At 60.7% G+C, this 8,466-nt stretch carries 9 protein-coding genes; 1 reads left to right on the forward strand and 8 read right to left on the reverse strand.

All coding sequences use genetic code 11. The annotated features are described in order from the left end of the window. Nucleotides 1–44: 44 nt before the first annotated feature. The 8 genes from FJ311_09575 to FJ311_09610 form a co-directional block, all read right to left on the reverse strand. Entirely contained in the window at nucleotides 45–1,010 is a 966-nt protein-coding gene (locus FJ311_09575) for a YkgJ family cysteine cluster protein (protein ID MBM3951690.1), read from the reverse strand. A 58-nt stretch (nucleotides 1,011–1,068) separates the two neighbouring features. Beyond that, a complete protein-coding gene (locus tag FJ311_09580; protein MBM3951691.1) occupies nucleotides 1,069–2,997 on the reverse strand; it encodes an adenylyl-sulfate reductase subunit alpha in 1,929 nt (642 codons plus the stop codon). A gap of 32 nt (nucleotides 2,998–3,029) precedes the next feature. Then, nucleotides 3,030–3,455, reverse strand: coding sequence for an adenylyl-sulfate reductase subunit beta (gene aprB, locus FJ311_09585; protein MBM3951692.1), 426 nt, complete (start codon nucleotides 3,453–3,455; stop codon nucleotides 3,030–3,032). 308 nt (nucleotides 3,456–3,763) lie between these two features. Continuing rightward, complete coding sequence (locus FJ311_09590; protein ID MBM3951693.1) at nucleotides 3,764–4,273, reverse strand: peptidylprolyl isomerase; 510 nt, start codon at nucleotides 4,271–4,273, stop codon at nucleotides 3,764–3,766. 20 nt (nucleotides 4,274–4,293) lie between these two features. Continuing rightward, nucleotides 4,294–4,644 carry a hypothetical protein gene (locus tag FJ311_09595; GenBank protein ID MBM3951694.1) on the reverse strand — a complete coding sequence of 117 codons (351 nt, stop codon included), beginning with the start codon at nucleotides 4,642–4,644 and terminating at the stop codon, nucleotides 4,294–4,296. Between the two features lie 118 nt (nucleotides 4,645–4,762). Further along, nucleotides 4,763–6,631: an adenylyl-sulfate reductase subunit alpha gene (locus tag FJ311_09600; GenBank protein ID MBM3951695.1), complete on the reverse strand. Its 1,869-nt coding sequence runs from the start codon at nucleotides 6,629–6,631 to the stop codon at nucleotides 4,763–4,765. Then, nucleotides 6,631–7,110: an adenylyl-sulfate reductase subunit beta gene (gene aprB, locus FJ311_09605; GenBank protein MBM3951696.1), complete on the reverse strand. Its 480-nt coding sequence runs from the start codon at nucleotides 7,108–7,110 to the stop codon at nucleotides 6,631–6,633. The genes FJ311_09600 and aprB (FJ311_09605) overlap by 1 nt, the downstream gene beginning before the upstream one ends. 43 nt (nucleotides 7,111–7,153) lie before the next feature. Further along, entirely contained in the window at nucleotides 7,154–7,990 is an 837-nt protein-coding gene (locus FJ311_09610) for an adenylyl-sulfate reductase (protein ID MBM3951697.1), read from the reverse strand. Between the two features lie 47 nt (nucleotides 7,991–8,037). On the opposite strand from FJ311_09610, the gene FJ311_09615 reads away from it, so the two are divergent. Next, a complete protein-coding gene (locus tag FJ311_09615) occupies nucleotides 8,038–8,331 on the forward strand; it encodes a hypothetical protein (protein ID MBM3951698.1) in 294 nt (97 codons plus the stop codon). Nucleotides 8,332–8,466: the final 135 nt, after the last annotated feature.

Consider the following 8,466-nt stretch of genomic DNA (forward strand, 5'->3'; position numbering starts at 1 on the left):
GGAAAATGTCGGGAGGAAGTTCGGACACGGGGAACCCGGCGGCCTCAGGCACCGCCCACGTCTTCGCGCTGGCGTGCGATCGCCCGGCGCAGAACGTCCTCGCGCAAGGCAAGCGTCGACTCGTTGAACATCACGCTCTTCATCCAGTCGAAACCGAGGGCGAGCAACAATTCGTCGTCGGTTTTCACCCTTTCCACCGTCGCTGGTTCAACTTGGTAGCTCGCAAGGAATCGGGTCGTGAACACGAATTGACGGAAGGAATCGACATCGGTCGAAAGCATGAAGAACATCTTCCGGGTTTCAGGCGCGATATCCCGGCCGCCGGGGCCGCCAAGGGTGCGCCACGACACCATCTTCATCAGGATATCCATCCAGGCCCGGTTGATCCGGTCATTATCGTCCAACCCCTGCTCGCGCCGGAAGGCGGCGACCGACTGGAGCTTGTCCTCCGCGTGGCCAAGGCAATGGACTTCCTTGACGAGAAAATGAAAATTCGCCGTACCTTCCCCGTCGCGCAGCTTCACGGTGGCGAAGCCGAGCGGGTAGTATCGGCAGGCGTCGGGCCGGTCGGCATAAACGGTGCAACCGTCGGCCGCGTGCACGAAGACGCATGGCGCGCGCGTCCCTTCCAGCCGCATGTTGAGCTTGGCGACCGGCAGGCTCGAGGGTTCATGGATTGCCGGATGAGCGTATTGAAGGAGGAATTCGCGCGGGCGGATTTTAAGGCGCCGACTGAGCCGGAGGATATCGAGCGGCGTCAAGATGATATCGGTATCGTGGCAGCACGCATTCCAGCACGCGACGCCTTTATGACAGCGGAACGCGAACACGTCTTCGGGCTTGAGGCGCACCGGCAGCACCGGTTCGCCGCGGCCGGTACGGATGCCGTCGAAGATTTCGAGTTCGATTGGGCGGGCACGGTTGCGCATGGCCTGTTCGGCCGCCGCGCCCATTTCATGTTCGGGCGCAAGAGGGGCGCCTTCGCCGTCCTGGTCGCGCCAATCGCTCATGGGACCCTGACATAACCGCGCGCCCGCCGCCCGGCAAGACCCGCTTCGGCGCCGGCGGCTATTCCGCCGCTTTTTTCATGGTCGAGTGCTCGACCAGGCCGACCCAAGGCTTCTTCATCATTGTCCATTGGCCGGTTCTGGGGTCCATGCGCGAATTGACGAAGCAATGCCAGTTGGCCTCGTCGAGCTTCGGGAAATCCGCCCGGTAGAAGAAACCGGGGTAGCGGGTTTCCTCGCGAAACAGGATGTGACGAAGATGAGCCTCGGCGGTGAGCAAGCGGTGATAGTTCTCCCACGCGCGCAACAGTTCGTGCGGGTCCTTGGCGCGCATATGGGCGCTGTCCTCTTTCAGCATGTGGAGCAGGTGCAGCCCCTGGGCCAGCAGCTTGCCATTGGTCTGGTAATAGGTGGACGTTCCGGCCACGTATTCGTCCATCGCTTTTTGCAGGCGCATCTGGAACATGCGCGGCGTGATGTAGAACGGATTGACGTCCTCCGCCGTGGTCTTGTCCTTGTGCTCCAGGTAATTACGGACCGGACGGTAAATCTCCTCGACCAGGGCCGTGATCGCCTTCTTGAACGCGGGTTTGAATCCCCTGTGGTCGGTGGCGAACTTGACCATTGCCTTGCCGGCGATGCGTCCTTCGGTGAAGGAGCCTGACGAGAACTTGTGACCGGACGCGCCGACCCCGTCGCCGGCGGTGAACAGGCCCTGGACCGTGGTCATGCGGTTGTAGCCCCACTTCCACTCTTTGGGCGAGTTCAAGTCCTCGGGCCCCGACACCCAGATGCCGCAGCAGCCGGAATGGCTGCCGAGCAGATAGGGCTCGGTCGGCATCAGTTCGGACGGCGTTTCCTCGGGTCGGATGTTCATGCCCGCCCAGAACGCAGCCTGGCCGATGCACATGTCGAGGAAATCCTCCCACGCCTCGGCTTCCAGGTGCTTGACCTGCTCGGGCGACATCTTGGCCGCCAGCGCCTTCATCGCCGAGGGCGTATCCATCATGATCGGCCCGCGCCCCTCCTTCAGTTCCTTGAGCATGGCGTGGTTGCGCAGGCACGTCGGCACCGTCGAGGCCTTGTCGTAGGGCGTGAACTCGGCGAGCAGCGCGGCATTTTTCTTGACGTAGTCCTCGCCAAAGCCGTTGGTCGCCTTCGATTTGAACAGCAGGAACCACGCGCCGACCGGACCGTAGCCGTCCTTGAAGCGGGCGGGGACGAAGCGGTTTTCCATCATCGTCATTTCCGCGCCGGCCTCGATCGCCATGGCGTAGGTCGAGCCCGCGTTCCACACCGGGTACCAGGCGCGGCCCATGCCTTCGCCGGTCGAGCGCGGGCGGAAGATGTTGACCGCGCCCCCGGCGGCGAGCAGCGCTGTCTGACAACGAAAGACGTAGATTTTGTACTCGCGCAGCGACACGCCGATGGCGCCGGCAATGCGGTTCGGTTGATGGGCGTCGAGCAGCAATTTGACGATGAACACGTGCTCAAAGATATTGTCGTCGCCGAGCGCCTTCCTGGCGGCCTCGGCGACGATGGTCTTGTAGGATTCGCCGTTGATCATCACCTGCCAGCGGCCCGAGCGGACCGGTTTGCCGCCATCCTTCAAGGGAATGCCCTCGGAGCCTTTGTCCTTCCAGATCGGCAAGCCCCATTCCTCGAACAGATGCACGGTGTCGTCCACGTGGCGGCCGACGTCGAACACCAAGTCGTCGCGGGTGATGCCCATCAGGTCGGCGTGGACCATGCGCACGTAATCCTCGGGCGTGTTGTCCTTGCCGACGTAGGTGTTGATGGCGGAGAGGCCCTGGGCGACCGCGCCCGAGCGCTCGATGGCGGCCTTGTCGACCAGGATTACCTTCATGTCGGCGGGCGCCCAGCGCCGCGCCTCGAACGCGGCGCCGCACGCGGCCATGCCGCCGCCGATAATCAAAATGTCGGTTGCGATTTCGACGACTTCGGGATTGGCGAATGTGCGCTCGGCCATGAAACCGCCCTCAATGCTTGTGGAAATTCGGCTCAGAGAACGGGAAGCGTTCGGCCGACCTCGGTGAACAGAAGCTGATCCTTCAGGTTTCCCGCCGCCGGCTTGCCCCGGTAGGGGTCGATGCTGCCTTCCGGCGTGGTGCGGACGGGAAACGTGAAGCGTTTCACCTCACCGTCGCGGAACTTGATTGTCCACTCGATGGCGTTATCGCTGCGCACCGGGATCGCGGCGCCGCCCATGGGCACATAGTCGGCGCCGGGCCGCACTTCGACCGCCTGCTGGGGGCAAGCCTTGACGCAGCACTGGCAATCCCAGCACTGGTCGGGCTCCTGGTTGAAGGCTTTCCCCCGCCCGGCGTCGAGCTTCATCAGGTCGTGCGGACAGATGTACACGCACGCGGGTCCGCCGTCGGCACCCTTGCAGCCGTCGCACTTCTCAGTCCAAACGAATGTCGGCATGGTATTCCTCGGACGCGCCGCCGCCGGCCGCGATCAGGGCGTGAAACCGGCCCCGCGTCTGCGGTGTCACGTCTTATTGGGCGGAAACGAGGTCGCGTTACGGCCGCTTCGGCGTCGTGTACGGGACTTCCTTCTGCCAGGACTCCCACGTCGTTTCGTAACCGATGAAACCCTTTTCTGTGGGCGCCTTTTGCTTGGTCGTAAAATACCTAGCATGACCTTCAGGAACTTTCGGCCGCTCTTTCGTTGGTTCGCTCATTTTTCAGTGTCCTCCATGCGATGGTTGGTGATTGCGTGATCAAGGAACTCTAAATCGGCATCAACAGTGATCGATTGACGTCCGGCTCCACGCCAACGGGTCCGCCTGCTTCGATTTCCTCTTCCGTGGCGTCGCGAACGTTAAGAATCTCCAGCTTGAAAACGATTTCCCGGCCGCACAGCGGATGGTTGCCGTCAAGGGTCAGCGTCTTGTCGTCGATCCGGGTAACAATGAAGCTGCGGGCTTTGCCCTTATCATTCTCGGCCATAATGGTGGTGCCGACTTTCCGGTATTCTTCGGGAACGTTTTCGATGTAATCGGTAAACACCAGCGATTCGTCCCTGGCGCCGTAAATCTGATCGCCGTTGAACGACACCTCGACGACGTCGCCCGCGGCCTTGCCTTCGAGGTCCTTGGTGACGGAAGGCATCAAGATATCGTTGGCACCGTGCACGTAGCCGATCGGGAATTCGACCGCGATCAGGATTTCGCCCGATTTCTTGTCGATCACCCGGTACGCCAGCTCGACATATTTGTTGTTCTGAATCGCTTCTCTCATGTCGGGTCCGTTCCAGCCGGTCAGAAGATGGATGCCCCGAAAATCTTGATCTCGCCGTCTTCGTAGCCGAGGACGAGACGGCCGAGCCATTCGCCCTTCTTCTTCGTGCTTCGTGTCCGATAAAGAACCGTCACGTAGTCGCCCCGGCGGATGGTGCCGATGAATTCGACCGATTCGGACAAGTTCCGCGTCAGTTCGCTATGCGCGAACTGCTTGCCCACCTCGACTTCGTTCAGCCCCTTGAGAAGCCGATACGAGAAATGCCTGACAAATTCCCCGTACTTGCCGTCGTTCGAAGCCTTAATGAGGTGGCTCCAAAGCGGGTTGGCAATGGCGAGAATCTCATCGTCGGTCTTCTCAATAATGCTCATTGACTGCCGTTTTATCTGCCGAGTCCGACCGCGTCAGGTTGCGCAAAAACTGCGTCGAACACGCTCACCTTACGGCCGCCGGGCGGGCGGCCGGTTCGGCCTCCCGCCCGGTGATCCGCTACTCGTCCTTGCCGACGAGGTGATACACAGGAGCTTTTTCCATCGTGTATTCGCCGGTTTTCGGATCGCGGCGCGAAACCGTCAGCACGTGCCAGTTCGCATCGTCCAACTTCATCGCGTCGCCGCGGTAGTAGTAACCGGGCCAACGGGTTTCCTTGCGGAACAGCGTGTGCTGCATGACACATTCGGCCGTCCGGTGCCGGTGCTTCAATTCCCAAGCACGCAGCAGTTCGTGGATGTCCGAAGCGCCCAACTTTTCGAGGTCTTCTTCCAGCACTTTCATCTTCTTGAGGCCGATGTTGAGAAGCTTCTCGTTGGTCATGTAATTGACCGTTGAGCCGCCGCAATACTCGTCCATCATTTTCTGCAGACGGTCGAGACCCTGGCGCGGGTTGATGTAGTTGGGATTGACGTCGCCGGCGACGATTTCGTTCCGGTAAGTTTTGTAATGTTCCAGCGGCTTGTAAACCTGCTGGCGGAACTCCTCGATCTGCCTGTCGGAAACGACGATGCCTTCGCCCTTGCCGTCGTCGATGTATTTGCAGGCTGCCTTCGCGGCCAGACGTCCCTCGGTGAACGAACCGGACGAGAAAGCGTGCGGCGTGCCGCCGACCGCGTCACCCGCACCGAATAACCCCTCGATGGTCATCATGCGGTTGTAGCCCCAGAAATACTCCGGCGGCGAGACGTCCTCGGGGCCCGAGCACCAGGCGCCGCTGCCAGTCGCGTGCGAGCCCATGACGTACGGTTCCGAAGTGGTGATTTCCGGGTTTTCGTTTTTCGGGTCCACGTCGTTCGCGGCCCACAGAACGGCCTGGCCGATGGTCATGCCGAGGAAGTTCTCCCAGCCCACTTCTTCGAGGTGGGGGTCCTGAAAGGCTTCCATGGTGACCATGTGGATCGGCCCGCGACCCGCATTCACTTCGCAGATGATCGCATGGTTGCGCAGGCAGGTCGGAATCGGCCGATGGGTCCGGTGCGCAAGTTCCGGATCCAGGTATTCCTTGCCGACCATCTTCTGCAGTTCGGGGAACCACTTCGATTCGTATTCCTCGCCCAGGCAGTTCTGCGTGTAGGTCTTGAGGTGCAGGAAGTAGGCGCCGACCGGGCCGTAACCGTCCTTGAAACGGGCCAGCACGATCCGGTTTTCCATTTGCGTCATCTTCGCGCCGGCGTTGATCATTAGGCCGTACGCGGAACCCGACGACCACGGCGCGTACCAGACGCGCCCCATGCCTTCGCCGGTGGACCGCGGCTTGAAGATGTTCGACGCGCCGCCCGCGCCGCAGATTACGGTCTTGGACTTGAAGACATGAAAGTCGCCGGTACGGACGTTGAACCCGACGGCGCCCGCGATGCGGTTCGGCTTGGCTTCGTCCAACAACAGGTGCGTCAGGCAGATGCGGTTGAACACCTTGTCGGCCGACTTCTTCGCGGCCTCGGCGACGATCGGCTTGTACGATTCGCCGTGGATCATGATTTGCCACCGACCTTCGCGCTGATAGCGGCCCGTCTTCGGGTTCCGCATCATCGGCAGGCCCCACTCCTCGAACTGGTGGACGGTGGAATCGACGTGGCGTGCCATGTCGAACTGCAGGTCTTCGCGCAATAGCCCCATCAGGTCGATGCGCGCGTAGCGCACGTGATCTTCCGGCTTGTTTTCACCCCACCGCGTGCCCATGTAGCAGTTGATGGCGTACAGACCCTGTGCGACGGCGCCGGAACGGTCGATGTTGGCCTTTTCGGCGATGACAATCTTCTTGTTCTGGCCCCAAAAGCGCGCCTCGAAGGCCGCGCCGCAGCCGCCAAGACCGGCGCCCGCGACCAGAATGTCGATATTGTCTTCGATGATCGTTTTGTATGCCATTAGTACACCACACCCTTTTTCAACTTGAGGCCATTCGATTCCAAGGTATGCAACCCGCCGTCGTCAAAGCGGATGTACTTTGGCTCGTTGTATAGCAACTGGCTGTCCCGCATTTCCTTGGTCGGCCCGGAAACTTCCGAAAGCTTCGGGATGTGCTTGCCCCAAGGCTTGGTGGTGATCGGCGACAGGAAGTTCTTTTCCGTACCGTTCCTGAACTTGATCCGCCAGGCGATCGTGCCTTTTTCCTCCTCGCGGATCACGCGGACGCTGTGGCCCAGCGGCGCGAAGTCGGCGTAGCCGCGCACGTCGATGGCGTGCTGCGGGCAGGCCTTCACGCAGGAGTAACACTCCCAGCACATGTTGGGCTCGATGTTGTAGGCGCGCCGATAGGTCTTATCGATGTGCATGATGTCCGACGGGCAGATATCGACGCAGTGTCCGCACCCGTCGCATCGCGTCATATAAACGAAAGTGGGCATCGTCTGGTTTCTCTCTGTTCGGAAGAGGTGATGTCGACTAAAATCAGTAGTGGCGGGGCGCTTCGCGCTTGATGCCGAGCCCCATGTTCAAAGGCGCGTCCTTCAACAGCCCCATGGAGTGCCGGTCCCGATCGGCCGGATCGGTCCGGTCCGCCAGTTTGGGCAGGTTGTTGCGAAATCCGGTCGCCGCGGAAACCTTCTTCTCGAACGCCGCCGCCGGCTTGAAGAACATGTGCGAGAACTTGGACCAGGGCACGCCGCCGAACAGCGCTATCGTGGCGATCAAGTAGATCCCCAGGAAGAGGGTCGACCAGCCGCTGCCCGCGTGCTGCAGGTAGGCCCAGATCAGACCCGCCGTGCAACTGGCCAGCATCGACAGGATGAACAGGTCGGCCTTCATCAGGCGGAACGGGGACTGGCCCTCGGCGCTGACGTCGGCGCGGATGAAAAACCAGAACCAGTATCCGCCGACGCAAACCATCAAGCCGCCGATCCACCACAGGGGCGCCCAGATGCCGGCGTCGGCCGAGGTCGGGTAGTAAAACACCATCATGAAGGTCGCCAGCGCATAGGCGACGAAACCGTACATGCCCAGCAGGTGCGAGATGCGGCGCCGCACGTTGCAGAATTCCGAGGACATCAGAACCGGGCCGAGGCCGGTCTGGATGGCGATCGAGATCAACTCGCCGCCGCCGAGGCTGCGCTCGCTCCTCTGTTTCGACTTGCGCCAATTCTCGAAGAAGTACTTGGCGCTCCCTTTATGAGCCATGTCGTAGAGCGTGCCGAGCACGACGAACGCGATCATGACGATGACGAACCACTGCATGACAGCGGGAGAGATGGTCGCCGAAAGCTCGGCGAACGGATTGCGGGTGAACATTCAGTGACCTCGATCTAAGCCCGTTGTTGTAGCCCGAAAGACCAGCGGTGAAGGTATTCAGCAAAACCAACCGCGCCGACGACATCATCGCCGTCGCTGTCGGTAATTCGCCCGGAGTCTTAGTGGAGGGATTTCTCGTATGCAACGGCGCTCATGCGTGGTCTCTAATTTTCTTAGCAACTTTATTACCTACTGAAAAAGGAAGTTATGCTGCGTTGCAATATCAGGCCGTCCTCAGAAATCGGCGCACGCAACCTGGCCGGGACAAGGAAAATCATTCGACCGGGAATAAAAGCGGACGTATGTCGAAAACATGTGCCGCCATCCTCCATGCGCACTAAATTGTCCTGATTTACGCCTTGTATTTGCCGACATGTCGGCAACGTTATCGGTGCAATCTGGGCCAAAGGAGCGCGACTGGGCGTTCGGATCGATGCCCGAACCCCTGCGTAAACGATGGCCCTGGTCTATGGCGC

The sequence above is a fragment of the Rhodospirillales bacterium genome, assembly GCA_016872535.1.
Lineage (GTDB): Bacteria > Pseudomonadota > Alphaproteobacteria > Rhodospirillales > 2-12-FULL-67-15 > 2-12-FULL-67-15.

Excerpts from the sequence above, each read along its gene's own strand:
- FJ311_09590 (MBM3951693.1), bottom strand. The coding sequence starts at position 4,273 with ATGAGAGAAGCGATTCAGAACAACAAATATGTCGAGCTGGCGTACCGG.
- FJ311_09610 (MBM3951697.1), bottom strand. The coding sequence starts at position 7,990 with ATGTTCACCCGCAATCCGTTCGCCGAGCTTTCGGCGACCATCTCTCCC.
- FJ311_09595 (MBM3951694.1), bottom strand. The coding sequence starts at position 4,644 with ATGAGCATTATTGAGAAGACCGACGATGAGATTCTCGCCATTGCCAAC.
- FJ311_09580 (MBM3951691.1), bottom strand. The coding sequence starts at position 2,997 with ATGGCCGAGCGCACATTCGCCAATCCCGAAGTCGTCGAAATCGCAACC.
- aprB (MBM3951696.1), bottom strand. The coding sequence starts at position 7,110 with ATGCCCACTTTCGTTTATATGACGCGATGCGACGGGTGCGGACACTGC.
- FJ311_09575 (MBM3951690.1), bottom strand. The coding sequence starts at position 1,010 with ATGAGCGATTGGCGCGACCAGGACGGCGAAGGCGCCCCTCTTGCGCCC.
- FJ311_09600 (MBM3951695.1), bottom strand. The coding sequence starts at position 6,631 with ATGGCATACAAAACGATCATCGAAGACAATATCGACATTCTGGTCGCG.
- aprB (MBM3951692.1), bottom strand. The coding sequence starts at position 3,455 with ATGCCGACATTCGTTTGGACTGAGAAGTGCGACGGCTGCAAGGGTGCC.